The organism is Senegalimassilia faecalis (genome assembly GCF_004135645.1).
GTDB lineage: Bacteria > Actinomycetota > Coriobacteriia > Coriobacteriales > Eggerthellaceae > Senegalimassilia > Senegalimassilia faecalis.
Map to the genome: position 1 here is coordinate 1,063,085 of NZ_SDPW01000001.1, position 26,690 is coordinate 1,089,774.

Below are 26,690 nucleotides of genomic sequence, written 5' to 3' on the forward strand. Positions count from 1 at the left end.
GGGAGGCTCTTATGGCACCGATGACCGATTGCTTCGATTCCGACGGCGTCCGCTACCGCTACCTGTATTGCAAGGCGCAGGGTGTACCGGGCCGCCGCCGCCCGCCGGCCATCCTGGTGCACGGGTTCGCGCAAAGCTCGTCATCGTGGATCGGCGCGATGGATCTTATTGCGCAGGAGCGCGACGTGTACGCTATTGACCTGGTAGGACACGGCGGCTCGGCCGTGCCGGCAAGCCCGGCGCCCTACAGCCTGCGTTCCATGGGCGAAGCGCTGCTCGACTTCATCGATCTGGTGCCGGGCAAGCCGGTTGTGGTGGGCTATTCCATGGGCGGCCGCGTGGCGCTCAGCGCGCTGCTTGAGGCCGGCCCCGCCGCGTTCGCGAAGAAAACGCGCGGGCTGCTGCTTGAAAGCGCCGGCATGGGCCCGAAAACGGAAAGCGACCGCGTCGCCGCTGCCGAGCGCGACGCGGCCACCGTGCGCCGCCTGCGCGAGACAAGCCTGCGCGACTTCATGACGTACTGGGAAAACCTGCCCCTGTTCGAATCGCAGCGCTCGCTGCCGAAGCGCACGCGTGCGCTTATCCAGGCGGGTCGGCTGGCAAACGACGCCGAGGCGCTGGCCCGTTGCGTGGAATGCGCGGGGCAGCACCGCATGCCCTCGTATCACGAAACAACCGAAGCACTTCGTGACCTGGGGCTTCGCGGTTGCTCAACGCTGTATCTCACGGGCGCGAAGGATGAAAAGTACAGCCGCATCGCCAACGATCTGCACGCAGCGGGCATCGTGCAAACGCGCGTGGCGCCGAAGGCTGGCCACAACGTGCACCTGGAAGACCCCGCCGCATTCGCCGCCTGCGTCCACAGCGTCGCCTAGCGCTCGTGCAATCTTTCCGGCAGCAGGCGCAGGGCCAATGCCAGCAAGGACGCGGCAAAGGAAATGCTGACCGCCATGAGCGGTACTGGCTCCTCTCCGTTTTTGCCGCAGGCGGCCTTGCGCTGCACCCTGTTCCCCTGGTCGTGCGTTTTCTTCGCAAGCTTGCCCCTTTTCCCCGTTCGCGCGTATTGGGGTATCGCTTTTGTTACAATGACCAAGTTATATAGAGTGCGCTTTCATCTTTCAGCTGAGGAGCAGAGGCGTGACGGCTATGGGAGACATCAACATTCACGAAACGGGCCCGGAAGATAAAGCTTCCGTTGCCGTGACGCACGACCAGATCGGCCGCGAGATGGACCGTCTGCGGGAAATCTACCCGGTGGTGCGCCTGCTTGATTCCGACAACATCGACGAAGAGCAGTTCTGCCTGCTGTACGGCAACGAATGCATCTGCATGCGCAAGGTGTGCGAAGAGGTGCTGCACGACGGCGGCCACCAAACGCATTCGCTGCGCATGGGCGACGAGCAGCACCTTGCCAACGCGCGCTACGTTGAGGTGGACGGCAAGAAAAGCGTGCTTCTGTACGCGCAGCCCATCGACGCGGAAAACTTCACGGGCCTTTCCGACGAGCTGCTGTACCACGACGCGCTTTCCGGTGCGTACAACCGCCGCTTCTACGAGGACAACCTGCGCACGCAGCACATGTACGCCGGCATCGCCCTGCTTGACCTGGACGACTTCAAGCTGGTCAACGACACGCTGGGCCACCACGCCGGCGACGTTGCCCTGAAGGCGGCCGTGGCGGCCATGAAAAGCTGCATCCGCGGTACGGACATGCTGGTGCGCTACGGCGGCGACGAGTTCGTGCTGGTGCTGCCCGGCATCAGCGAGGACAACTTCTCGCGCAAGCTGCGCGCCATTACCGACAAGCTTGCCGAAGCGGCCGTGCCCGGTTACGAGAAGCTCGGCCTCAGCGTCAGCGTGGGCGGCGCGCTGTCCGAAGGCCGCACTGTCGAGGAGACGGTGCGCCAGGCCGACACGCTTATGTACAAGGCGAAAACCCTGAAAAACGCCGTGGTCACCGAAACGGACGACATCGAAGCCGAAGCCGCGCGCAAGCCGCTTCTGCTGGTGGTCGACGACTCGGAAATGAACCGCGTCATCTTAAGCGAAATGCTGAAAGACCAGTACGACATCATCGAAGCCGACAGCGGCGAAGCGGGCATCAGCTGCCTGGAGCGCCACGGCGACGGCATCTCCATCGTGCTGCTTGACATCGTCATGCCCGGCGCCGACGGTTTCGACGTGCTGTCGCGCATGTCGCGCAGCGGCTGGAGCGACGACATCCCCGTCATCATGATTTCCAGCGAAGAATCCGACGACATGGTGCTGCGCGCCTACGAGTTGGGCGCTTCGGACTACATCAGCCGCCCATTCGACGCGCGCATCGTGCGTCAGCGCGTTGGCAACATCATGCGCCTGTACGCCAAGCAGCGCCGCCTGTCGTCCATGCTGGCGCAGCAGTTCTACGAGCGCGAACGTGACAGCCGCATGCTCGTCGACATCATGGGCGGCGCTATGGAGCTGCGCAACGGCGAAAGCGGACCGCACGTGAAGCACGTGCGCAAGCTCACCGAGATGATGCTGGAGCACTTGGTGCGCAAAACGGACCGCTACCACGTCAGCTCAAGAGAGCGCGCCACCATTTCCGCCGCTTCCGTGCTGCATGACCTGGGCAAACTCTCCATTCCCGACTATGTGTTGAATAAGCCGGGCCGCCTGACGCCCGAAGAGTTCGAGGTCATGAAGACGCACACCACCATCGGCGCGAACCTGCTGGAAAGCATGACGCAGTGCCGCGACAGCGCGCTGGTGCAGGCCGCCCGCGACATCTGCCGTTGGCACCACGAGCGTTGGGACGGCAACGGCTACCCCGACGGCCTGAAAGGCGATGAGATTCCCATTTCGGCGCAGGTGGTGTCGATTGTGGACGTGTACGACGCGCTAACCAGCGACCGCGTGTACAAGAAGGCCATTCCGCATGAAGAGGCCATGCAGATGATCCTGAACGGCGAATGTGGCACGTTCAACCCGCTGCTCATCAGCTGTTTGATCGACCTGCAAGAGCGCATTCTGGCGGAAAAGGATGACGAAGGGACACCCCCCCCCCTCTTTCTAGGCTAACTAATAACGAAACCGTAACCGCAACCGAGCAAGACTAAGAAGAGAACATGAGTGAGATTCAAGATGCATACGAGAAAATCGGCGCCGATTACAACGACGTCGTCCGCCGTCTGACCAGCGAAGCTCTCGTGGTGCGTTTTGCCGGCAAGTTTTTGCAGGACAACAGCTTCGAGAACTTGCGCACGGCGCTTGCGAACAACGACGTGAACGGCGCGTTCCTTGCGTCGCACACGCTGAAGGGCATCGCGCAGAACATGGGCTTCTCGAACCTGTTCGAGCCGTCCAACGCGTTGGCCGAGTTCCTGCGCCCCATCCCTGAAACCGCAGCAGGCTCCGAAGAGCTGTTCGCGGCGGTGGAGGCCGAGTACAACAAAACGACCGAGGCCATCCGCGCCGCCCTGTAGGCGCCGTTTGTAATCGCGAGCAACCGCTAACGCGCTCCGCACGATGCGATTATCGTGCGGAGCGTGCGCGTTTGGTGCGAATTCGCTACCATTGTTTCGAATAGGTTAAAAATGTGCGTGCACGTAGCAACGCGCACAGCGAAAGGACCGTGTATGAGCGACATCCAGTGGCAACCTGGAAAAGAGTACCGCGAGATCATCTACGAAACGTACGAGGGCATCGCGAAGATCACCATCAACCGCCCGTTTAGGCGCAACGCCTTCACGCCGCGCACGGTGATGGAGATGTACGATGCGTTCTCCGAGGCGCGCGACGACGCGGGCATCGGCGTCATCATCCTGACGGGCGCCAACCACGGTGGCGCGCACGAGGACGAGGCGTTCTGCAGCGGCGGCGACCAGATGGTGCGCGGCAACGGCGGCTACGTCGGCGAGGACAACATCCCGCGCCTGAACGTGCTTGACCTGCAGCGACTCATCCGCGTGGTGCCCAAGCCCGTCATCGCCATGGTCAACGGCTACGCCATCGGCGGCGGGCACGTGCTGCACATCCTGTGCGACCTGTCCATTGCCGCGGAAACGGCGAAGTTCGGCCAAACGGGCCCGAAGGTGGGCAGCTTCGACGCCGGCTACGGCGCGGGTTACTTGGCGGCCATGGTGGGCCAGAAGAAGGCGCGCGAGATTTGGTACCTGTGCCGTCAGTACACGGCGCAGGAGGCGCTGGAGATGGGCATGGTCAACAAGGTGGTGCCCTTCGAGCAGCTTGAGACCGAAACCGTGCAGTGGGCGAAGGAAATGCTGCAGTTCAGCCCCACGGCGTTGCGCTTCATGAAGGCGTCGTTCAACGCGGCTACCGACGGCCTGGCCGGCTTGCAGCAGTTCGCCGGCGACGCCACGCTGCTGTACTACACCAGCGACGAGGCGAAAGAGGGTCGCGACGCGTTCAAGGAGAAGCGCAAGCCCGACTTCTCGAAGTTCCCGAAGTTCCCGTAGGATCTATTGGCTAGCAAGGCGAAAGCAGGCGCATTACCCACATGATCGGCGTGTTTGAAAACATGGTGCGGCTCAATCCGCAGCGCACGTGCTTCTCTTCTGTCGACAAAGACGGCAACACCGAAGCGTTGTCGTACCGGGAAACCCGCATGATTGCGGCGGGTCTTGCTAGCTTGTTGCGTCGTCGCGGCGTTGCGCTCGGCGACGCGGTTGCCGTGGACCTGCCGAACCAGCCAGCGTGCGTGTTTTTGCTGCTGGCGGCGGCATACGGCGGGTTCACGCTGGTGACGCTGAACAACCGGCTGACGGATGCGGAAAAGCAGGCGCGCCTGCTTGACCTGCAGCGCAGCCGTGCGTTCAACGTGGCGTACACCGTTGACGAAAGCAATGTGGCGAACCTTATCAGGACCGTGGCGAATGACGCTACTGGAACCGCGGAAGCTGCGGGCCCCGGGCATGCGCAGCGCACGTCGTTTTACGCGCGCACGAACATCGCCACGGCCGAGGCGCGCTCGACGCGGGCGCTCGGGCGCGCGGGTCGCAGTCGCGGGGCCGCTGCGCGCCGTCGCGAGGACGAAGCGCGCCAGGACGCGCTTGAAAGCGTCATCCATTTTGCCGAGCGCGGCGCGCATGTATTCGACCGCGGCGCCACGGCGGTGGTCATGTTCACGTCCGGTACCACCGGGCGTTCGAAAGCTGTGCCTCTGACCTGGGAAAATCTGTGTGGCTCGGCGGCGGTTTCCAATGCTTCGCTTAATCGTCACGGCGAGGGGCTGTGGCAGATCGCGCTGCCGCTTTACCACGTGGGCGGCCTGCAGATGGTGGTGCGCAGCCTGCTGAACGCGAATCCTTTCATTTTGTATCAGCGTTTCGACGCCGAACGCGTGCTGGTGGACGCCGCGCGCCGCGGCGCCACGCACATTTCCGTGGTCGACAAGATGCTGCAGGACATGTTGGCGAGTTCGCATGCGTTGGGCGTGGGCCGCTACGAGTGCATCCTGCTTGGCGGCGGGCCGCTGAACGCGCAGACGCTGGGGCGTGCGCTGGCCATGCGGGCGCGCGTGTACGCAAGCTATGGCATGACCGAAACGGCCAGCCAAATTGCAAATGCCCTGGTCACACCTGGGTTTACGGGGGGTATGTCCCTGCTTGAGGGTTATGAGGCGCGCATTGTGGACGCGGGCCCCGACGGGTTCGGTCGCTTGGCCGTGCGCGGGCCGGGCCTGTTCGGCGGCTACCTGAACGCGCGCGCCGCCTACACGGCCGACGGCTTTTTCCTGACGGGCGATACGGCCGCTATTGCGCCCGATGGCAAGCTGTACGTCAAGGAACGCACCGACGACATGTTCATCTCCGGCGGCGAGAACGTCTACCCCGCCGAAATCCGCGAGAAGCTGCTGCGCGTGCCCGGCGTTGCCGACGCGTATATCTTCGGCGCGCCCGATGACACGTGGGGTCGCCGCCCCGTTGGGTTTATCGAGCGCGGAAACGCCGCCGCGCCTGCAACCGGCGGCCCGGCTGGCATTGCCGCCGGCGTGGCGGGCCAGCGCGCTCGCACGCTGTCCGACCGCCGCTTCGCGCAAGAGATTGCCCAGGTCGCGGCGCCGCAGCTGTCGCGCATGTACCAGCCGAAGCACCTGTTCGCGCTCCCCCGTTTCCCGCGCACGGGAATCGGCAAGGTCGACCGCGCTGCGCTGCGTCGCCTCTACGAGCAGCGCATTGAGATTAAGCGCGTGAACCTATACCGCATTCGCCTGCCGTTCCGCAAACCGTTCGCCACGGCGAAGGGCACGCTGTCGTTCCGCGAGTCGCTGCTGGTGGAAGTGGTGGACCACGCCGGGCGCACGGGCTTGGGCGAATGCGTGTCGTTCCCAACCGACTGGTACCTGCCCGAGGTGCTTGACCAGGATATTCGTATTCTGCGTGAGCAGTTGATTCCGCTGGTGCTCAACACGGTGCTGCTGCATCCGTCCGAGGCCGATGGCCTGTTCGCGGCGTGCCCTGGTGCAAACGAGCTGCCCATGGGGCGCGGTGCGCTTGAGCCGGCGCTGTGGGACTTGTACGGCAAGATCGTCGAACAGCCGCTGTGGCAGCTTATCGGCGGGCAGGCGCCTGAAGGCACCGATGCCGTGGCCGTGCCGGCCGGCGCCGCCATTCCCGTGGGGCCCGTGGTCGAAACCGTGGCCGCCGCGCAGCGCTGCGTGGACGCGGGCTACACGCGCGTGAAGCTGAAGGTGACGCCCGGCACGGCGTACTTCAGCGCGCAGGCTGTGCGAAAAACGTTCCCTGACCTGGTGATTTCGCTTGATGCGAACCAAAGCTTCACCGAGCACGACATCGAAGAGCTGCGCAACCTCGATGAGCTTGACATCGCGTGGATCGAAGAGCCGCTTGACCCGCGCCGTCCGGTAGCGTCGGGCCCGCATGACCTGTTCGCGCGCTTGGCGCAGCTGCAGCGGCGCATCAAAACGCCCGTGTGCCTGGACGAGTCCATCGTCAGCGCCCGCGACCTGGCGCGCGTGCTCAAGCATCCGGAGCTGAAGTGCTTCGCGCTGAAAATCGGCAAGTTCGGCGGTATCGAGCCGGCGCTGCAATTCGTGCACATGACTCAGGCGCGCGGCATGCGCGTGTGGATGGGCGGCATGTACGACACGGGCGTGTCGCGTCGCATGCACGCGGCGTTCGAAACGCTTTCCGGTGTGTCGGACGCGGGCGACATCGGCGCCACGTCGCGGTATTTCGACACCGACGTCACGAACCCACCGTACACGGTCGAGCGCGGCCAGGTCACGCTTACGCGCCGTGGCCACGAATTCGGCCTCGGGTGCGAACTCGACCGCGCGGCCCTGTCGCACGTGCTCATCGACCAGGAATCGTTCGAATAGAAATTTGTTGCCGTCGATTATGCCCCGCGTTCAATAAGCTGGGGTATGATGATGGGCAACTGTTTTTTCAACGATCGGGGTTTCAATGAGCAATGTAAACGGGGCAGCACCCGCAGGTGCCGCTTCAGATATGGTCGTCACCGGCTCCGGGATGCTTCCCGAGGTCGACCACCACGGCAAGTTGGGCATTTTCCGCCTGGTCGCGTCCGTCATCACGCTCATCATCGGCGCGGGTGTGTTCACGCTTTCGGGCGACCAAGCAGCGCATGGCGCAAGCGGCGCGGCCATCCTTACCGCATGGGGCATTTCCGCCGTTGGCGTGCTGTGCCTTGTCATGACGTTTTTCGCCCTCTCGCGTATCAAACCGCAGCTCAAGGGCGGCATCTACAGCTACGCAACCGCCGGCTTCGGCGATTTCCTGGGCTTTAACAGCGCCTGGGGTTATTGGATCAGCGCGCTTCTGTGCACGGTCAGTTTCTCGGCCCTGTTGTTCGGCGCGCTTTCGTATTTCTTCCCCATCTTCGGCGAGGGCAACAACCTGGCGTCCGTCATCGGCGCCAGCTGCCTCATCTGGTTCTACACATTCCTGGTGAGCCGCGGCGTGAAGGAAGCCACGGGCGTGAACCTGGTCATCACCATCAGCAAGTTCGTGCCCATTTTCGTGGCTATCACCGCCATCATCTTCTTCCAGAAGTTCGACGTGGACATTTTCATGGCGAACATGTCGCACGGCGCTGCGGACGGCATGCCGTTCTTCGAGCAGGTCAGCGGCACCATGATGGTTACCATCTGGGTGTTCCTGGGCATTGAAGGCGCTGTGGCCATTTCCGGCCGCGCGAAGAAGGACAAGGACGTTGGCAAGGCAACCGTCATCGCGTTCTGCTGCGTTCTGACTATCTACCTGCTGGTTTCCACGCTTTCCATGGGCGTTATGCCGCTGTCCGACCTGGCCGAGCTTTCGAACCCGGCGCTGGCCGGCGTCATGGAGCACGCCGTGGGCCCGTGGGGTGCCACGCTTATCAACGCCGGCGTTGTGTTGTCCCTGGTGGGCGCCATGCTCGGCTACACCGTGCTCTCCTCCGAATGCCCGTACGAGGCGGCTGCCCAGGGCTCGTTCGTGAAGGCGTTCGCGCGCGTCAACAAGAAGGGCGCGCCCATCGTCACGCTGGTTGTCACGAACGTCATCATCGAGATCTTCCTCATCATCATGCTGTTCTCCGACAGCACGTACCAGTTCTTCTATGCGCTGTCCGCCGGCATGATTCTGCTTCCCTATCTGCTTTCGGCCGCGTATTTCGCGAAAGTGGCGTTCACCGAGCCCGAGTCGTTCAAGGGCAAAGTGGGCGGCCCGCTGATCGCGTGGCGCGTGTTCTCCGTCCTGGGCGTTATCTACAGCGTGTTCTTGGCGTGGGCATCGGGCGCGGTGGGCGTCACGCTCATGTCCATTCTGTATGCGCCGGGCATCTTGGTGTATATCAAGGGTAAGAAGGAACGCAACCAGCCCTTCCTGCAAAGCACGCTCGATCGTGTGGTCACGGCCATCATTTTGATTGCGGCCGTGGTTTCCATCGTGCTGCTTGCCACGGGCATGGTTGAAATCTAGCGTTTAGGGCTACATATATAGGTATCTGTCGGAACCGGGAAGAAAGAACGGACTGTGGAACTGCTTGAACAGCGCATCAGGCGCGACGGCGTGGTGAAGTCGGAAGGCGTCCTGAAGGTGGATAGCTTTCTGAACCACCAGATGGACATCAACCTGTTCAACGAAATGGGCAAGGAGTGGAAGCGCCTGTTCGCAGACGCGCCCATCAACAAGATCCTGACCATCGAGGCGTCGGGTATTGGCATTGCGGCGGTGGCCGCGCAGCATTTCGACGTGCCGGTGGTGTTCGCGAAGAAAAGCCAGTCCATCAACCTTGACGGTGACATGTACTCCACGAAGATCCAGTCGTTTACGCATCAGCGCATCTACGACGTTATCGTGTCGAAGAAGTTTCTGAACGCCGACGACCACGTGCTACTGATTGACGACTTCCTGGCGAACGGCTGCGCGCTCAACGGCCTGATCGAGTTGGTCGAGGAGGCCGGTGCCACGGTCGAGGGCATCGGCATTGCCGTGGAGAAGGGCTTCCAGCCCGGCGGCGACGACTTGCGCGCCCGCGGCTATCACCTGGAGTCGCTGGCCATCGTGCAGGCCATGGACCCCGAAACGGGCGAAATTGAGTTTCGTCGGTGAGCGCGCATCTGAAGCCGTTCGACCACGATGAGCTGCTGAAACTCGACGGCGACGTACCTATTCTGCGTTCGGTGCCTTATGGCATCCAGCATATCCTGGCCATGTTCGTGGCGAACCTGGCGCCGATCATGATCATTGCCGGCGTGGCCGGCCTTGGCGATGCGGAAACGGGCGGGATGATTCAAGCGGCCATGCTTATTGCGGGCGTCGGCACGCTTATCCAGCTGTTCCCCATCGGGCGCTTGGGCAGCGGACTGCCCATTGTCATGGGCATCAGCTTCACGTTCGTTACCGTTATGACGGGCGTGGTGGCCACGTACGGCATGGGCGCGGCCGCGGGCGCCATCATCGTGGGCGGCTGCATCGAAGGCGTGCTTGGCCTGTTCGCGCAGTACTGGCGCCGGATTATCACACCGATCGTGGCTGCTGTGGTGGTCACGTCCATCGGCTTCTCGCTGCTTTCCGTGGGCGCCACATCGTTTGGCGGCGGCAGCGGTGCGGCCGATTTTGGCAGCCTGCGTAACCTGGCGCTGGGTACCATCTCGCTGGTGGCGTGCTTGGCGTTCCAGTGCATGGTCAAGGGCAAGCAGAAGCATCTGTCGGTGCTGTTTGGCCTGGTAGTTGGCTACATTGTGGCCATCCCCATGGGCGTGGTGGACTTCAGCGCGTTCCAGAATGTCAAGCTGTTCGCGGCGCCGGCCATCATGCCGTTTACGCCCGAGTTCGACCTGGGCGCCATCATTTCGGTGACGTTGATTTTCCTGGTGTCGGCTACCGAAACGCTCGGCGACACCACGGCGCTGGCGCAGGCGGGCCTTGGCCGCAACGTCAACGACCGCGAGCTGTTCGGCTCCATTGCCGCCGACGGTTTCGTGTCCGCGCTGTCCGGCTGCTTCGGCTGCATGCCCATCACGTCGTTCTCGCAGAACGTTGGCCTGGTTGCCATGACGAAGGTGGTGAACCGCAAGGCTATTGCTACGGGCGCGGTCATCATGATTCTGGCGGCGTTTTGCCCGGTCATCAGCGCCGTGTTCAGCAGCTTGCCCGAGCCGGTGCTGGGCGGCTGCACCATCATGATGTTCGGCAACATCATCGTCACGGGCTTCCAGATGATTGCGTCTGCTGGTTTCTCGCAGCGCAACATCGTCATTGCGGCGCTGTCGCTGGCCATCGGCATCGGGTTCACGCAGGTCGGTGAGCTGTTCGTCTGCTTCCCCGAGCTGGTGCAAAGCGTGTTCGCGCAGAACTGCGTGGCTGTGGTGTTCCTGGTGGCCGTGGTGGCGAACCTGGTGTTGCCGAAGGACATGGAGCTGCGCGTTGCCGCTCCAAGCCGCGAGGTCCCAGGTGCTGCGGCAGTTATCAAGCCGCGAGCCGACGAGCCCGCAAAGCAGGATGCCCTTGCGGACGCAGACGAAGTCGGCGCGCCTCGCAGCACGAAATAGCGCTCAACAACATGCAACCCTAAAAAGATGCGGCCCCGGGCCGCATCTTTTTAGGGTATGTAAAATCACTGGTTGGGCGGTGCTGAATTGCTGATTGGAAATCTCGGGCGAAAGTCGCGAAACCCAACACTCGTTTAACAAATCCAACCAGTGATATTACATACCCGAAATTACTCGACGAGGTAGCAGAAGAACTTGTCGAAGCAAGAAGGCTGGTTTCCTAAGTCCTTTGTTAGTTAATGGTCCTTCTAACGGGGAGCGTCCTGTTTTGAACTGCCTCCCATTTCTTGGGCATGAGAAATGGGGGGCAGTTCATTCATCCTCAGAGCGCTCCTTATCTTTTGTTTGAGGAGTGGCCATCGCTTGATGCTATTCCTATTCGATTCGTAGTCTGTTGCGATAGGCGCGCGGCGTCGTGCCGTAGGCACGCTTGAACGCGTCAGTGAACGCTCCCTGGTTGCGGTAGCCCGCGCTTTTGGCGATTTCGCTGATTTTGCGGCTTTCATCAAGGAGAAGGCGTCGTCCGTGCTCCAGGCGCCGTGCGCGGATGTAGCTTTGCGGGGTGTTCCCCTGCACATTGCGAAACGCCGATATCATCTTCCCCTCGCTTACATGGGCAATGTCGCACAACGTTTTCGTGCTGAGATCGGATGATAAGTTGTCGTCGATGTAGGAGCAGAGGCACTCGACGCAGTCCCTGTCGCTTATGTTCACGGCATCGGCTGACGTGACCTTTTCGGGAATGCTGCTTGCCAGCAGCGCGAAGCATTCAATCACCTTGGCGTGATAATACGAATCGGCGACCGATGCGGCGGGGTAGGTGATGTCGAGCCCTCGAAGCGCCGAGGGCAAGCCGGGCGCGCCCTCCGACGTGGTGAGCCGTCCGATGGCGCGGCGCAGTTTCTTCTCATCGCAGTGCAAGGCATTCGCATAGCGACGTATTGCTTCAGGGGCTATGGTAATCGACGCCGATGACAGCCGCTTGTCGGGCTCGAACGAGCTTATGTAGGGGCCGCCATCCCAGTCATGTCCCATGAGCTTGCAGCTGGATGCGGCGCACTCGGGCGAGCAATACATGGGCATCGCATGCTCATAGAGGCCGAATCCCAGATAGGGAACAGTTTCCATAGCCGATTCCACGGCGCGTCTGTACGTGATGTCCATCGACACGACGATGGTGTCACCGTCCATGAGATAGAACCAGTAGGAGCCCCTGCCGTATTGGGGGTCGACGAACCATGTCTCGCCGACGCTTCGCACCAGGTCGGCCCGTCCGAATCCGCGCGCGAGTGCTTCCTTCGCGCATACGGTGTGCAGCTGCGAAAGCTGTGTGACGAACATGTCGTAAAGTGGGTTTCCCTGTCCTGCGGCGTAGCTTCCGTTTGATTTTTCGGTAGAACTTGAATTCTTTTCGGTGCAGTTTTCCATCTTCCCGTTCCGTCTTTCGCATTGCCTTATTGAGCTGTATTTTATCGTAAAGAGTTATATATAGTTAACTAGTAGGAAGAAGGACGATAATCGCATGGCTCTTTCGATGGGCGCGCCTTTGCCCTTGAACGCGGTAGCGCAGACGCAGCCTTCGACGTCTGCCAACGCTGCATCGCGCCATCTTGACCCGCGTACGTCGCTTGCGGTTCTGGCAGCGATCAACGTGCAGATGGCGCTTACGCAAAGCCTGTTCGCCGAGATGGGCGTTTTGGCGCTTACCGTTGTCGTGATGGCGTATTGCCGTCGCTTCTCTGCGATCGTGCGCTGGCTTGCCTTCTATGCGCTGTTCGCCGTGACGGCGCAGCTGTTCGTGGCGAGCGGGAACACCCTGCTTTCGCCCTTTGCGGCGTCGCTTCTCATGTACCGCCATGTTTTGCCCGCCTTCATGTTCGCTTTCAACATGATCGCAACCACGCGTCTCGGCGAGCTCGCTTGCGCGCTGCAGGCGATGCATGTTCCTGCGAACGTGTCGGTGGCTGTGTGCGTGGCATTTCGTTTCCTTCCCACCATGGGACGCGAATTCTCCGCTGTCGCCGATGCTATGAAGACGCGCGGTATCGCGCTCACGCCGAGGTCGGTCGTGCGCCATCCTGCGAAGACCGCCGAACATTTCCTTGTGCCCGTGATCGCGCGTTTGGGCCAGATCGCCGACGAACTGGGGAACGCGGTCGTCGTTCGCGGCGTGGGGGCGAGTGCGCACCGCACCTCGTATTGCCACTTAAGGGTGCGCGCTATCGATGTTGCGTGTCTCATCGCTGCGATGGTGCTCCTTGCACTTTCCGTTTGCTTTAGAGCGGGGGTGCTCTGATGATGGAAAATGCCGCCGCGGCGAAGACTTCGCCCTATGCTATCGAGCTCGATGGATGCACGTTTTGCTACAAAGGCGCTTCCCGTCCATCGCTTCGTGACGTTTCGCTTAAGATCCCTCGCGGTCAATGCGTTGTTGTGACCGGGCAGTCAGGATGTGGCAAGACAACGCTTACGCGCCTCGTTAATGCGCTTATTCCTCTTATGTACGAAGGGGATCTTCAAGGTGAGGTGCTTGTTGCGGGAAAACCCGTTTCCGCATGGACGATGGGCGAGCTTTCCGCGCATGTCGGGTCGGTGTTCCAGAACCCGCGTAGCCAGTTCGTCAATCTCGACGTGACCTCGGAAATCGCCTTCGGATGCGAGAACTTCGGAATCGATCGCGAGGAAATGGTTGAACGTGTGGCGCAGGCAGCGGCAACGCTCGGTATTGAGGGCCTGCTCGGGCGCGGCACCGAGGCGCTTTCTGGCGGGCAGAAGCAGTCGGTTATCCTGGCATCGGTCTATGCGGTGCATCCCGACATCTTTGTGCTTGATGAGCCAACCGCGTCGCTCGATGTGCATGCGATGCGGAATCTTGCGCGCACGGTTGCGCTTCTGAAGAGTCAGGGGAAGACCGTGCTTATCTCCGAGCATCGCTTGTGGTGGCTTGACGGCATCGCAGACCGCTATGTGGTTATAAGCGATGGTTCGGTTATAGGAGACTGGCCGGCGGCAGAGTTCCTTGCTCTGCCGTTTGAAACGAGAACCGATATAGGGCTGCGCGCCGCCTCTCTTGCTGAAATCGACTCCGTTGTGGCGGTGTCGCCCTTGGGCGACGCGGTCGCATCAAATGCCTCCAGATCACCTTTATACGGAAAAGCCATCGTGCGTATGAGCGGCGTAGTTGCCGGCTATCGCGGCGCGCCTGCGGTCTTGAACGGTCTCGACTTCTGCCTCCTTCCAGGTAGCGTCGTCGGTATTGTGGGGCACAACGGGGCTGGGAAAACGACGTTTGCCCGGTGCATGGCCGGCCTTCTCAAGGAAAAGGCGGGGGTGATCGAGGTCGACGACGTGCCGCTTCGCGCAAGGAAACGGGCGGGGCGCGTGTACCTGGTTATGCAAGAACCGGGATACCAGTTGTTCAGCAGCACAGTCGACGATGAGCTTGCAAGCGCGTGCTCTTCGGATGGTGCGGAAGACAGCCTAGGTAATAAGGACCGGATTGCAGCAATAAAGGCTGCGCTTGCTCTCGAAGGTCTCGCCGACAGGCACCCGCTCTCCCTTTCAGGCGGGGAGCGCCAACGGCTTTCCATCGCTGCCGGCTTGCTTTCGAGTGCCCGCGCGATGATTCTCGACGAGCCTACGAGTGGCTTGGATTATCGCAACATGCGTCGAATAGATGCCCAGATCGCGCGCATTCGCGATGCGGGCATCGCCGTCTGCGTTGTCTCGCACGACTATGAGTTCCTCTGCTCGGCATGCGATGAGATAGCCCTGGTCGAAGACGGGCGCATCGCCGAGCGCTTCCCCTTAAACAAGGCAACACTTCCGAAGTTGAAGCTCAATTTCGGGTTTGCGGAAATACAGTAACAAGAGAAAGGTTTCACAATGACAAGCAAAGCAACAATCGGTTCTGCCGCCAAGGAACGTAATGGCTTGAGCCCGAAAGACTTCGTCTTTATCGCCGTGTTCGGCATCCTTTTGTTTCTAGTGTTCATGGCGTTCTCGATTATCTTTAGCGCGAATGCCAACCTGTGCTGGTTTACTCACACGGTAGGCGCGTTGTTCGCTGGTACCGTGTTCATGTACCTGGCCTATCGCGTCCCGAAGCGTGGTGCGATCGCCATCATGGGCATTATAGTTGGTGCTGTCGGCCTTCTGATGGGCATGTTCTGGAGCGGTCCTGTCGGCATTGTTGTGGGCGGTATCGTGGCAGACCTTATCGCAGGCGATCCGCAGAAGCGCACCAAGACCAAGCTTATCTGTGCCTTTGCCGCGTTCACGTTCTGCTTCTGGCTGGGGCAGATCTCTCTCATCCTTATGATGGGCGAGGCTTATGCCGAGATGTGCGTTCAAGCCGGCATGACCCGCGAGTACGGCCAAACGCTCGTTAACTCGATTCTAAGCCCAATGGGCGTCGTAACCGGCGCTGCCACCATCGCTGGCGGCCTCGTCGGCGGCTTCATCGGTACCAAGGTGTTCTCGAAGCACTTTGCCAAACTTGGCATGTAGATTAACGGCCGGGAGGTAAATATGGCAATGACCCGGGAAGACGGTACTCTAACGACAGAAGTAGGAAAGGACGTGGGGAAAGAAGGTACCGCCAAGAAGAAAAACGCGATTCTCGAGCTGTTGGGGTTTGCTGGCAAGCGGCGGGTTTTGGCGTATGTAGGATGCGGCCTTTCGGCGCTGAACGCCGTGCTCACCGTGATGCCGCTTGTTTGCGTATGGTTCGTGGTTCGCGACTTGGTTTTGGTGTACCCGAACTGGGCAGAAGCATCATCTGCCGCGATGTGGGCTGTGCTTGCTGTGGTTTTCGCCGTGTTGAGCATCATCGTGTATTTTGGCGCGCTCATGGCTTCGCATCTTGCGGCCTTCCGTATTGCGGCAAATATGCGCAAAGCGATGGTTCGCCACGTGGCGCGGATCCCAATGGGGTATTTCAGCGCGCACTCGTCGGGGGAGATGCGCCGCGTGATTGACGGGTGTGCAGGCCAGACAGAAGACCTTATCGCCCACAAGCTGCCTGATTTCGTTGGCTCTTTTGCCACCCCGGTGATCTTCTTCGTCGTGGCGTTTCTGTTCGACTGGAGGATGGGGCTTCTGTGCCTTGTCCCCATCGCCGTTTCCTTTGCTGCGATGTGGTGGATGATGGGCCGCGAGGACGAAAAAGGCGGCCGCCATTTCATGGAACTTTACCAGGCGGCTCTCATGCGTATGAGCGCTGCGGCAACCGAATACGTTCGAGGTATACCCGTGGTAAAGGTATTCCAGCAGACGGTGCTTTCGTTCAGGGCCTTCCACGAGGCAATCATCGGCTATCGCGACATGGCGACGAATTATACCGAGTATTGCCGACGACCTCAAGTCGTGCAGCTGGTTGCGATCAACTCAACCTTTGCGGTGCTCGTACCTGCGGGTATTGTGCTTGCCGCCGTCGCGCCTGATTTCCCAGCGTTCCTGACTGATTTCCTGTTCTACGCGTTTTTCTCGGCGATGACAACAACGATGATGTCGAAGGTCATGTACTCGTCAGAGGCGGTCATGATCGCCGAAGACGCGCTGCGGCGGATGAACACGATCATGGAAGTTGCTCCCATCGCCGAGGTGGAGTCTGCCAAAGCTCTCCATCCGAAGGAGGCGAGCATTGAGCTTGCGGGCGTCAGCTTCTCGTACCCCGGTTCCAGGGAACCGGCGCTTCGCAACGTATCGATTTCTGTCCCCGCCGGGGCGACGGTGGCTCTTGTCGGGCCGTCGGGCGGAGGCAAGTCGACGCTCGCGTCGCTCGTCCCGCGCTTTTGGGACGCAGATGAGGGTGTCGTTCTTGTGGGCGGGGCGGATGTGCGACGAATTCCTGCCGAGGAACTGATGGGTGCCGTTTCTTTCGTGTTCCAAGACGATCGACTGTTCAAGCGAAGCTTGGCTGATAACGTGCGTGCGGGTCGCCCCAATGCAAGCGATGCCGAGGTGCTCGCGGCTCTTCATGCGGCCCAGTGCGATGACATCATTGCCAAGTTCCCCGATGGCGTGAACACCGTGGTAGGAAAAGCTGGCGTGTATCTTTCCGGGGGAGAGCGTCAGCGCATCGCGCTTGCGCGTGCCATTCTGAAGGGAGCCTCGATTGTGGTTCTCGACGAGGCGACGGCGTTTGCCGACCCCGAAAATGAGGCACTGATTCAAGCTGCTCTTGCAACGCTTTGCGAAGACAAGACGGTGCTTATGATCGCACACCGTCTGTCAACCGTTGTGAATGCGGATCGCATCTTCGTCATCGACCGTGGTTCTGTCGCGGAACAGGGTACCCATGAAGAACTCGTCGCGCAAGATGGACTGTATGCGCGCATGTGGCGAGACTACCGAACGAGCGCGATGTGGAGGATTGAAGGGGGTGGCAGCCATGTGGCGTAGGATTCAAGATGCTTTTGCCTTGACCGATCAAGGCATGAAGGATTTTATGCGCGGTGCTGGGTTCTGTGCGTTGGCGAACCTGATGCTGATGCTGCCCATCGTGGTGCTGTACTTTACTGCAAGCGATTTTATCAGGTATCTGGATGACCCTTCAGTTGGCCTGCCGGGCATGGCGCTCTACGCAGCGGGCATTGTGGCGGCGCTTGTTGTGATGTTTGTCACGCAGATGTGGGAATATCGCGCGACGTACACGGCGGTCTACCAAGAAAGCGCCCGCAAGCGTATCGCCATCGCGGAGCGTTTGCGCCGGCTTCCGCTCTCGTTTTTCGGAAGGCGCGATTTGTCCGATTTGACGAGCGTTATCATGAAGGACTGCTCCGATCAGGAGCGCCTGTTCTCGCACACTATGCCGCAGATTTTCGGTATGGGCGCTTCGACGCTGGTGTTCGCTGTCATGATGTTCGCGTTCGACTGGAGACTGGCGGCATCTGCGCTCTGGCCCATCCCCGTGGCGCTTGTGGCGTTGCTTTTGACCGCGCATATCCAGAAGTCGCATACTGTGAAGAAGAACGCGGCGTCCCTTTCATTCGCCGACGCGCTGCAGGAATACCTTGAATGCCACCGTGAGATACGCTCTCTCAACAAGGTGGGCGCATTCCAGGATGAGCTTGATTGCCGCATCGATCGTTTCGAGCGAGAGAAAATTGGTGCCGAGCTGGCTATGGGTGTGGCGGTGTGCTCCGCCCAAGGATTCTTGCGTCTGGGAATCGCATCCGTCATCGTGGTGGGTACTGTGCTGCTCGTGGCGGGACAAGTCGACTTCCTCGTGTTTTTCGTGTATCTGTTGGCGGTGACAAGGGTTTACGATCCCATCAACGTAATCTTGCAGGCCATCGCCGAGCTGATGGACATGAGCTTGAGCCTGGAGCGCATGCGCGCCATCGAGAATGAGCCGATCCAGACGGGTAGCACTTCGTTCGAGCCTCAGGGCCATGACGTGGTCTTCGAAGACGTGGGCTTCGCATACGCCGACGGCGAGGACGTCTTGAGCAGCGTATCGTTCAAGGCGCGGGAAGGGCAGGTGACAGCGCTTGTGGGCGCGTCCGGTTCGGGCAAGAGCACGGCTGTCAAGCTCGCTTCGCGTTTTTGGGACGTAAGCTCTGGCGCGATCTTTGTGGGCGGCGTTGACGTCTCTACTGTCGATCCGGAAACGCTGCTTTCTGCATTCTCCGAGGTGTTCCAGGACGTGGTGCTCTTTGACGACACCGTGCGTGAGAACATTCGCCTCGGGAAGAAGGATGCTACGAACGAGGAGGTTCTCGCTGCGGCGAGGGCGGCGCGCTGCGACGAGTTCGTGGAGCGTTTGCCCAACGGCTACGACACCATGATCGGGGAAAACGGCAGCAGGCTTTCCGGTGGTGAACGCCAGCGTATCTCGATTGCGCGTGCCCTGCTGAAAGACGCTCCGATTGTGCTGCTCGATGAAGCAACGGCCTCACTTGACGTGGAAAACGAGACATACGTGCAAGCTGCTCTTTCTGAACTGCTTCAAGGCAAGACGGTCCTCGTTATCGCACATCGCATGCGCACGGTTGACAATGCCGACAAGATTGTGGTGCTCGAAGGTGGTTGTGTGGTGGAGCAGGGAAGCCCGGCAGAGCTGCGTGAGAAGCCCGATGGTAGATACCGCCGCATGTTGGAGCTGCAGCGCGAAAGCGAGGCGTGGGTGCTCTAACGCAAAGGCAATGCCAGGCGGGGCAGACGAGTGTGTACCGAAGTCCCGCCTGGCATATCTTCAAACCAGTGGTACAGAGACTTTTGATAGCGATATGTTTTGTCTCTTGAAACCACGAGAGAGTTGGCGTGCTTGGTGCTTTCTTGAAAGTAACGAAATGGTAAATCGTGGCTTGACTTTTGGATATACGTTGGGATTGCGTCTGCGTGCGAATTCGCATGTCACAATAAGAATGTTGCGTTTGCGGCGGCTGCCGTTGCGAGCGTGACGCGGCCGCTTCGGCTGTCGCTTGGGGCCGGCGCCTTCGCCAGCCCTTGTTTTGTACCCAACATAAGGAGACCCGCTTTTATGCACATAGGCTTAAGCCTGCTACTTGTTGTCTTGTTCCTGGCGATGAACGCGTTTTTCGTCATCGCGGAGTTCGCGCTGGTGCGCGTGCGCAAATCCCAGCTTGAGCTGGCCGTCGAGGAAGGCAAGAAGGGTGCGAAAAGCGCCATGCACATTGCCGAGAACGTCAACGCCTACCTTTCCGCCTGCCAGCTGGGCATCACGCTGGCGTCGCTGGCCCTTGGCTGGTTGGGCGAGCCGGCGTTTTCCGCGCTCATTCGCCCGCTGTTCGAGCTGTTCCACCTGCCCGAAGCGGTCATCAGCATTGTGGCGGTGGCTATCGGCTACTTCATCATGACGACGCTGCACGTGGTGGTGGGCGAGCTTATCCCCAAGTCATTCGCCATTTTCGCCACCGAACGCTATGCGCTGTTCACGGCCGGCCCGCTGATGGCGTTCTATAAGGTTACCTATCCCATCATGATTCTGTTCAACGGCATCACGAACGGCGTGGTGCGCCTGGCCGGTCACGACCCGGCCAACGAGCACGAGGTGTACACGGGCGACGAAATCAAGCTGCTCATCGACGAGTCCACGGAAAGCGGCCTGATCGACCCCGAGCAAAACACGTTCGTGGACAACATCTTCGACTTGGGCGACAAGGACGCCGAGGCCATCATGACGCCGCGCACCGACCTGGTGTGCATCGACCTTGAGGACACGTTCGAGGAGAACATGGCCCTGGTCACGCGGTACAAATACACGCGCTACCCCGTGTGCCGCGAGTCGAAGGACCGCATCGTGGGCTTCGTGCACGTGAAGGACCTGTACCTTATGCGCCACGGCTCCAGCATGAAAGACCTGCCGGTGCGCCCGATCGAAGCGGTGCCGGAAAGCATCCCCGTGGCGAAGCTTCTGCAGGTGCTGCAGGAGGGCAACACGAAGATTGCCGTGGTGGTGGACGAGCACGGAGGCACGGCCGGCATCGTTACCATGACCGATATCATGGAGCAGATCGTGGGCCATGTGGACGATGAGTACCGCCACGCCGACAACGACTCCGTGAAGAAGCTGACCGACGACACCATGATGATCGACGGCGGCATGTCCGTGGGCGACTTCGAGGAGCTCATCGGCTTCACGCCCGAGGACGCGGAGGATTGCGAAACGCTTGGCGGCCTGATCATGGACGTGCTCGATCGCATCCCGGCCGAGGGCGACAGCCTGACGCTTGAGGGCCGCGAAGCCACGGCGAAGCTGACGGTGATGCAGATGGATCGCCACCGCATCGACACCGTGAAGCTGGTGCTGACGCCCAAGCCGCAGCAGGAGGACGAGGAGTAGGGCGCCTTAGCTCACCTTCACGCCGCTGAAGCGCTCCGCGTTGTGCCACAGGATGTTTTCCAGCTCGTCGTCGGTAAAATCGCAGGCCATAAGCTTGTTGCATTCATCGGCCGGGTCCCACATGGGGAAGTCGCTGCCGAACATGATGCGGTCGGTGCCCCACATGCGCGCCAACTCGACGGTGCGGCGCGGGCCAAGGAACTTTTGCGTGCTTGACTGGTCAAGGAACACGCGGTCGTGGCGCGCGATGTCGTGCAGGATGTCGTAGCCCACGTCGAAGCACGGCCAGTAGCCGAAGTGCGCGGCGTCCACCACCAAGTCGGGGAACGCTTTCAGGATGTTCACCAGGCGGCGCGGGTGCGAGAAGTCGTAGCGGTAGTCGCCGGTGTGGATGACCACGGGCAGCCCCATTTCCTCGCAGATGGCGTAAACCTCCATCAGCCGCGGGTCGTCCATGTTGACCTTTTGCGTGTCGGGATGCAGCTTCACACCATGAAGTCCCAGGTCAACAGCGCGCTGCAGCTCGGTGGCGGGGTCTTCGAAATCCTGATGCATGGCAGCAAAGCCGATGAACTCGGGGTGGGCCTGGCACGCCTGCGCGATGGCGTTGTTGATGGCCGTGACCGCGTGCACGCTGGTGGCAACGGAGTGCACCAAGAAATGCGTGATGGGGGAGCGGTCCTTCGCGGAAAGCAGCCCGGCGGCCGTGCCGTCGCCGAACATGTTCACCTCGTAGAAGTTGCCGACCGCATCCACTGCGGCAGCGGCGATTTTGTCGGGATAGATGTGTGCGTGTGCGTCGATAACGGCCATAGTTCGCTCCTTGTGTATTTGACGCCCCTGATTGTACGGCGGCGCGCGGTTCGCCGCACCGGTCAATGTGCCACCAGCTGGCGGGACATTCGGCCCGATAGCAACTGTTCGGAAAATCGTATATCTGGGCTATCTGATTTCTTGGCCACTGGGGCGCGTTCTCCGGTACACTACCCTTTCGGAAAACGTAACCTTACAAGCGTGCTAGGGATTACAGCGCGCAGGGCCGCACCCGCGAACGAAAGGAACGCTGCTTTCATGAACGACTCCAGCTTTGAGGCAATGGCTGACGAAATCGATGGCCTGCTTGGCATTGACCAGCAGAAACACGCTGGTTGGCACGCCGATTCCATCGCGGTGCGCGGCTACGAGGGCATTGATGCGCGCACGGGTTCCATCAGCTATCCGCTGTATCAGTCGGCAACGTTCGCGCATCCGGCCTGGGGCCAGTCTACGGGCTACTGCTATTCGCGCTGCGGCAACCCCACGCGCCTGGAGCTTGAGAACACCATCGCGCTGCTGGAAGGCGGCAAGAAGGCCATGGCGTTTTCCAGCGGCATGGCGGCTATCACCACGCTGCTGAAGCTTTTGCGCGCCGGCGACCACGTGCTGGTAAGCGACGACCTGTACGGCGGCACATATCGCCTATTCAGCAACATCTACACGCAGTACGGCCTCGAATTCGATTACGTGGACCTGACCGACCCCGACGTGCTGGCGGCATCGTTCAAGCCGAACACGCGCCTGGTGTTTTTGGAAACGCCCACGAACCCCACCATGAAGGTGGCCGACGTCGCCGCCGTGGGCGAGGCGGCTCACGCGCACGGCGCCGTGTTCGCGGTGGACAACACCTTCTTGACCATGTATTTCCAGAAGCCGTTCGAACTGGGCGGTGACGTGGTCATTTACAGCGGTACGAAATACCTGTGCGGCCACAACGACGTGCTGTCGGGCTTTTTGATCCTGCGCGACAACACGCTGCTGGAGCCGCTGTTCAACGCCACCATGAGCGAGGGCAACCAGCTTGACCCGTTCGACAGCTGGTTGATGCTGCGCAGCTTGAAAACGCTGGGCGTGCGCCTGCGCCAGCAGGAGCGCAACGCGAAGCGCATCGCCGAGGCGCTGAAGGCGAACCCGCACGTCACGGACGTGTTCTATGTGGGCGACCCCGACCATCAGAACTATGAGCTTTCGAAGCGCCAGACCACGGGCTTCGGCGCCATGATATCGTTTAAGACCGACACGCACGAGCGCGCGTTGGCCGTGCTTGAGCGCACGAAGCTCATCCTGTTCGCGGAAAGCTTAGGTGGCACGGAAAGCCTGGTCACGTATCCGTTGGTGCAGACGCACGGGTCCATCCCGAAGCCCATGCTGGACAAGCTGGGCATCGACGATCGCCTGCTGCGCTTGTCGGTGGGCATCGAGGACATCGATGACCTGCTGGCCGATTTGGAGCAGGCGCTGGCGTAGCAGGGCGCGTGTGCAACACTTACCGTACAACAACTGGATGCGGCAAGGAGTTGCGGGTGCAGAAGCGGAGGAGCGCTAGCGTTTTCGCAGGTCAACGTTGTAAGTCTTGCAGGAATGCGCTCCGAAACGTGCTGTTCGCCGTCGAATCGGGGCGCCGTGCAACGCGTTTTGCAACAAGAAGACGAAGGAGTCGTCGCATGACGAAATATGATTTCGAAACCATCATCGACCGTCGCAACACGGGCTGCTTGAAGTGGGACGCGTGGAGCCGCCGCGGCCACGCGGCCGATGACCTGCCGCTTTGGGTTGCCGACATGGACTTTAAGACCGCGCCGGCCGCCATCGAGGCGCTGACCGAGCGCGTGCAGCATGGCGTGTACGGCTACACCATGGCAACGGATGGCTACTACGAGTCGGTGCAGAACTGGTTCGAGCGCCGCCACGGCTGGCGCCCCGAGCGCGAGTGGTTCGTCATGACGCCGGGCGTGGTGTTCGCCCTGTCCATGGCCGTGAACGCATTCACGCAGCCGGGCGACGCCGTGATCATCCAGCCGCCCGTGTACTACCCGTTCCGCCTGATGATCCAGGATAACGGCCGCAAAATGGTCACGAGCCCGCTGCGCTACGAAAACGGCCGCTACACCATGGACTTCGAGGGTTTCGAGCGCCAGCTGGAGAAATCGGCCGCGAAGCTGTTCATCCTGTGCAACCCGCATAACCCCGTGGGCCGTGCATGGACCGAAGACGAGCTGCGCCGCATCGGCGACATCTGCCTGGCGCACAACGTGCGCGTGGTGGCCGACGAGATTCACGCCGACTTCGCGCGCCCGGACTTCAAGCACGTGCCGTTCGCGTCGCTGGGGCGGGAATACGCCGATGCGGCCGTGGTGTGCACGGCGCCCAGCAAGACGTTCAACCTGGCAGGCTTGCAGCTGTCGAACATCTTCATCCCGAACGCCGACGCCCGTGCCGCGTTCAAGCGTACACTCGGGCGCACGGGCTACGACGAGCCCAGCGTGTTCGGCGTCACAGCCACGCAGGCGTGCTACGAGCAGGGCGAAGAGTGGCTCGACGAGCTGAAAGGCGTGTTGAACGAGAACTACGGCGTGCTGCAGGCGGCCGTCGACCGCATGCCGGGCGTGAGCCTGGTGCCGCTTGAGAGCACGTATCTGCCGTGGCTGGACTGCAGCGGGCTGGGGCTTGACGATGCGGGTATCAAGCGCCTGGTGGAGCAGGATGCGAAACTGTGGCTTGACCTGGGCACCATGTTCGGTCCCGAAGGCAGCGGCTTCGTGCGCATGAACCTGGCCAGCCCGAAATCCCTGGTGCAGGAAGCCTGCGATCGCCTGGAGCAAGCGGTGAAGGGCTTGGGCAAGTAACGGTATCGGGGGCGCCACGCGCACGGGAAAATGTGTGACGCGCCCTTTGGGCGCTGACTAAAAAGGGCCGAGCTTTCGCTCGGCCCTACGCTTCGGGGGTTGGGAGGCTTACTTTGCCGAATCCCCTAGTTCAAACCGTACTCGGACAGCAGCGCTTGGCCGCCGATGGTGGTGGGGGCGGCGTCGCCGGCTTCGGAGAGGAACGCCGACGGGCGCACGATGGCCATGCGCTTGCCGTTCTCGCTCTTCACGCGCACTACCTGCATCTTCGTGCGTTCGGCCAGCTCAAGCTCGGACTTGCTGAAGTGCGACAGCACAAGCAGGTGCTTGGCCTTCGCCACACCGCTCATGAAATCGCGGCGCTCGGCGTCCATGACGCGGTTGCGCTCGCCATCGGTGCTGATGACCTCGAACGCGTTGCGGATGGGGAAGAAGCCGTCGATACAGCCGACCACGAAAATGTTGTCGTACTCGGTGCCGCACAGGTTCTGCAGCGTGGACACGTGCAGCACGTGCGGATCGTCGATCCAGGCCGGATCCATGATGACGGCGCGCTCCATCTCGAACAGGCGCGCGGCCGTCTCGTCGCCCATCATGTCGGCGGCAACGGCCTCGAACTCGCTGATGCCCTCGGCGCCGATGGCCTTCATAAGGCCGAAGCCGCGGCGCGTGCTGTTCTTCGTGATAAACTCCTGGCCAGCGCGCCATTTCTCGGCCAGCGTGCGAGCGCGCAGGAACGGCTCCTTCGCGCCGAACCCGGCGTTGCCCACCTGCTCAAGCGCCTGGTACAGCGTGATGTTCTCGGCCTCGGCGAAATCCTGCAGACCCATCCAGGCGTCGGAGTTCGTCAGCGCGTTGTCGAAGCCGCACCAGCTGCGCCACGCCACCATGTCGCGCGGATTGGCCAGCAGGTTCAGCTTCGTGTACGCAACAAGCGCGCGCGAACGGCTGGAATCGCGCGGGTCGCCCGCCAGCGTGCCGGCGGCACCGGCGGCGGACACGTTGAAGCCGCGTCGGCGCAGCAGCCTCTCCACCATCACAGCCCAGCGGCGGTTGGCCACCACGATGCACGTGTGGGCCTCGCGCACGTCTTCCTGGCTGCTCAGCAGGTGGCGCAGGTACTTCGTCAGGCCGTTCAGCTCGTCCTCGGGCGTGTTCCACTTGATGGACTGCACGCCAACAGGCAGCGCAGCAGCCGCGGGGTCGCGCTCGATGTCCGCAGCGGTTCCGGCAACGTAGGCGCCATCCATGCCGTCCTGGCTGCCCAGCGCATCGGCCAGCGCGATGACCTGCGGGTTTCCGAAGGCGCCTTCCAGATGGAACACCTCAACGTCGCGGCGCACGGCGTCGAACTTCAGGAAGCCCTCAACATAGGGGTGATTGCCGCGCTTAGACATCATCTGGTTGGGGTTGCCCGCCACCATGATCTGCTTGTCGGCCAGCAGGCACAGGCACGTCTGCTCGGAGTGCGAGAAATTCTGGAAATCGTCGCACAGCACGTGCGAGAAGCGGCCGCGCGCGGCCTCGCCGGCGTCGCTTTTCAGGAAATCGGCGGCCAGCATAGGCGCCTCAACAGGCAGCATGGCGCCGCGCAGCTTCAGCACGCGCGTGGCGAAGGCGTGCAGGTTGCCCGCAGCGGTGCCGGCGCCCCACTCCTCTCGCGACTCGTAGTTGGCCATCTTGCGCTCCAGAAACGACAGCATGCTGCGCAGCTTGCGCGGCTGTTCGCCGGTGGTTTTCAGATCTTCCAGGAAGAAGTTGTATTCGGCTTCGGAAAGGATGCGCGGCTCGCGGCCGGTGGCCTCGCGGGCGGCGGGGGTGTCAAGCACCTCGACGGCGGCGTCAAGCGCGCAGCAGATGCGCACGGCCTCGGCGGCGGCAGCTTTGTTGGCGGGAAGGGCGCGGCGCAGGCGCTTGCGGAAGGCCTGGGCGGCGAAAGCGTTCGTGACCGCAACAAGAATGGACTCGGGAGCCTCGCCGTTTTCAATCAGTTTCGCGCAGCGCGCCACCAGCGCCTGCGTCTTTCCGCTTCGAGCTGCGCCCTCGATCTTCGCGAGACGCCCGTCGAATGCAGCAATGGTATCGATCATATAAAACTCCCTTTCTTGTTGCGGCTATCTGTGGCCGGCCCGCGCGCAGCGGGCCGGCGGTTTTCAAAAGGTTGCGAACAGGCGCGGCGACTCGGCCGACCTGACGC

19 protein-coding genes are annotated in these 26,690 nt (G+C 61.3%); 16 read left to right on the top strand and 3 right to left on the bottom strand.

Annotated elements, in window-relative coordinates; all coding sequences use genetic code 11:
• Nucleotides 1-11: 11 nt before the first annotated feature.
• The 8 genes from ET524_RS04455 (at nt 12) to ET524_RS04490 (ending at nt 11,020) form a co-directional block, all read left to right on the top strand.
• A complete protein-coding gene (locus tag ET524_RS04455; protein WP_161566604.1) occupies nt 12-875 on the top strand; it encodes an alpha/beta fold hydrolase in 864 nt (287 codons plus the stop codon).
• Between the two features lie 271 nt (nt 876-1,146).
• Nucleotides 1,147-3,060, top strand: coding sequence for a diguanylate cyclase (locus ET524_RS04460; protein ID WP_129426071.1), 1,914 nt, complete (start codon nt 1,147-1,149; stop codon nt 3,058-3,060).
• 47 nt (nt 3,061-3,107) lie between these two features.
• Nucleotides 3,108-3,464, top strand: a complete 357-nt coding sequence (locus tag ET524_RS04465; protein WP_129423578.1) for an Hpt domain-containing protein — start codon at nt 3,108-3,110, stop codon at nt 3,462-3,464.
• A 153-nt stretch (nt 3,465-3,617) separates the two neighbouring features.
• On the top strand, nt 3,618-4,457 hold the full coding sequence (gene menB / locus ET524_RS04470; RefSeq protein WP_129423580.1) for a 1,4-dihydroxy-2-naphthoyl-CoA synthase: 840 nt from the start codon (nt 3,618-3,620) through the stop codon (nt 4,455-4,457).
• 41 nt (nt 4,458-4,498) lie between these two features.
• Entirely contained in the window at nt 4,499-7,342 is a 2,844-nt protein-coding gene (gene menC / locus ET524_RS04475; protein ID WP_129423582.1) for an o-succinylbenzoate synthase, read from the top strand.
• Nucleotides 7,343-7,427: 85 nt separating this feature from the next.
• Nucleotides 7,428-8,945, top strand: a complete 1,518-nt coding sequence (locus tag ET524_RS04480; RefSeq protein WP_129423584.1) for a basic amino acid/polyamine antiporter — start codon at nt 7,428-7,430, stop codon at nt 8,943-8,945.
• 54 nt (nt 8,946-8,999) lie between these two features.
• On the top strand, nt 9,000-9,578 hold the full coding sequence (locus ET524_RS04485; RefSeq protein ID WP_129423586.1) for a xanthine phosphoribosyltransferase: 579 nt from the start codon (nt 9,000-9,002) through the stop codon (nt 9,576-9,578).
• Nucleotides 9,575-11,020: a uracil-xanthine permease family protein gene (locus ET524_RS04490; protein ID WP_201738665.1), complete on the top strand. Its 1,446-nt coding sequence runs from the start codon at nt 9,575-9,577 to the stop codon at nt 11,018-11,020. Before ET524_RS04485 ends, ET524_RS04490 begins: the two co-directional genes overlap by 4 nt.
• A 375-nt stretch (nt 11,021-11,395) precedes the next feature.
• Here ET524_RS04490 and ET524_RS04495 read toward each other — a convergent pair whose 3' ends face one another.
• Entirely contained in the window at nt 11,396-12,448 is a 1,053-nt protein-coding gene (locus ET524_RS04495; RefSeq protein ID WP_129423588.1) for a helix-turn-helix domain-containing protein, read from the bottom strand.
• Between the two features lie 94 nt (nt 12,449-12,542).
• Here ET524_RS04495 and ET524_RS04500 point away from each other — a divergent pair, with 94 nt between their 5' ends.
• The 6 genes from ET524_RS04500 to ET524_RS04525 all read left to right on the top strand — a co-directional run bounded on the left by ET524_RS04500 (nt 12,543) and on the right by ET524_RS04525 (nt 20,831).
• Complete coding sequence (locus tag ET524_RS04500) at nt 12,543-13,316, top strand: energy-coupling factor transporter transmembrane component T (RefSeq protein ID WP_129423590.1); 774 nt, start codon at nt 12,543-12,545, stop codon at nt 13,314-13,316.
• Complete coding sequence (locus ET524_RS04505; protein ID WP_129423592.1) at nt 13,316-14,887, top strand: ABC transporter ATP-binding protein; 1,572 nt, start codon at nt 13,316-13,318, stop codon at nt 14,885-14,887. Before ET524_RS04500 ends, ET524_RS04505 begins: the two co-directional genes overlap by 1 nt.
• Before the next feature lie 18 nt (nt 14,888-14,905).
• Nucleotides 14,906-15,529 carry an MptD family putative ECF transporter S component gene (locus tag ET524_RS04510; RefSeq protein WP_129423594.1) on the top strand — a complete coding sequence of 208 codons (624 nt, stop codon included), beginning with the start codon at nt 14,906-14,908 and terminating at the stop codon, nt 15,527-15,529.
• A 72-nt stretch (nt 15,530-15,601) separates the two neighbouring features.
• Complete coding sequence (locus tag ET524_RS04515; protein WP_236648251.1) at nt 15,602-17,425, top strand: ABC transporter ATP-binding protein; 1,824 nt, start codon at nt 15,602-15,604, stop codon at nt 17,423-17,425.
• Entirely contained in the window at nt 17,415-19,160 is a 1,746-nt protein-coding gene (locus ET524_RS04520) for an ABC transporter ATP-binding protein (protein ID WP_129423599.1), read from the top strand. Before ET524_RS04515 ends, ET524_RS04520 begins: the two co-directional genes overlap by 11 nt.
• Nucleotides 19,161-19,508: 348 nt before the next feature.
• A complete protein-coding gene (locus ET524_RS04525; protein ID WP_129423601.1) occupies nt 19,509-20,831 on the top strand; it encodes a hemolysin family protein in 1,323 nt (440 codons plus the stop codon).
• Between the two features lie 6 nt (nt 20,832-20,837).
• On the opposite strand, the gene ET524_RS04530 is transcribed toward ET524_RS04525, so the two are convergent.
• Complete coding sequence (locus tag ET524_RS04530; RefSeq protein ID WP_129423603.1) at nt 20,838-21,644, bottom strand: amidohydrolase family protein; 807 nt, start codon at nt 21,642-21,644, stop codon at nt 20,838-20,840.
• Nucleotides 21,645-21,902: 258 nt separating this feature from the next.
• On the opposite strand from ET524_RS04530, the gene ET524_RS04535 reads away from it, so the two are divergent.
• Both ET524_RS04535 and ET524_RS04540 read left to right on the top strand, forming a co-directional pair.
• Nucleotides 21,903-23,114 carry a trans-sulfuration enzyme family protein gene (locus ET524_RS04535; protein ID WP_201738666.1) on the top strand — a complete coding sequence of 404 codons (1,212 nt, stop codon included), beginning with the start codon at nt 21,903-21,905 and terminating at the stop codon, nt 23,112-23,114.
• Between the two features lie 197 nt (nt 23,115-23,311).
• Nucleotides 23,312-24,493 carry a MalY/PatB family protein gene (locus ET524_RS04540; protein WP_129423605.1) on the top strand — a complete coding sequence of 394 codons (1,182 nt, stop codon included), beginning with the start codon at nt 23,312-23,314 and terminating at the stop codon, nt 24,491-24,493.
• A 125-nt stretch (nt 24,494-24,618) separates the two neighbouring features.
• On the opposite strand, the gene ET524_RS04545 is transcribed toward ET524_RS04540, so the two are convergent.
• Entirely contained in the window at nt 24,619-26,583 is a 1,965-nt protein-coding gene (locus ET524_RS04545; protein ID WP_129423607.1) for a UvrD-helicase domain-containing protein, read from the bottom strand.
• Nucleotides 26,584-26,690: the final 107 nt, after the last annotated feature.